Raw genomic sequence first — 729 nt, 5'->3', positions numbered from 1 at the left:
ATCTACTTCTACCGGGTCGGCACTAAAGAAGATGTAACCATTATTATAATAGACATTGGATACGGCATCTTCATCTGTCGACAAACGTTCCGTCAGTTTCTTCTGGTTATATACCTCGCCCGGCTTCATTCCGAGAATCGCCTCCAGATAATCAGAAGCATACTGCATATTACCCACAAAACGAATGTCTTTCAGATAATACTTGTTCCCTTCTTCCAGTTTCAGGAAGATATCGACCTTCTTCTCATTAAAATTCACAACACTATCAGCCAGCAATACAGCGTCACGATAACCATGTTCGTTATATTTGGAGATAATGTTCTGCTTATCTTTCTCGTATTCTTCCGTAGTGAACTTCTTCGTACTGAATGCTTCCAGGATACTGGTCTTCCAGTCGTTCGGAATACTGAACTTTTCGTTCGTTTTCTTCATCGCCTTCTTCAGGTTCCTGGTAGACAAAGCCTCATTCCCCTCAAAGTAAATACGATGAATCTTCGTCTTTTCATTCTTATCGATATGGATATCGACAGTCACTTCGCCCTCTTTGGACAAATCATCACGTTGTATAATATCGACGTCTACATTCTTAAAACCTTTGCCGTCAAAGAACTTCTGAATAACGATCTTTGCACGGTCCATCAGGTTGGGAGTGATCTGGAATCCCTTTTTCAAGCCTAACTTGGCTTCAAGGTCTTCCCGTTCCCCTTTCTTTATACCATGATAATTTAC

The 729-nt window shown here is 41.0% G+C and carries 1 protein-coding gene; it reads right to left on the bottom strand.

Translation table 11 applies throughout. The features are described from left to right. Positions 1-729: POTRA domain-containing protein (locus tag DWW23_RS26350; RefSeq protein ID WP_305037005.1), on the bottom strand; the 729-nt coding region annotated here is incomplete at both ends.

Source organism: Parabacteroides sp. AF14-59, assembly GCF_003479515.1.
Classification (GTDB): Bacteria; Bacteroidota; Bacteroidia; order Bacteroidales; family Tannerellaceae; genus Parabacteroides; species Parabacteroides faecis.
The sequence above is the reverse complement of the archived record's forward strand: the minus strand, read 5'-3'. Positions and strand labels throughout refer to the sequence as shown.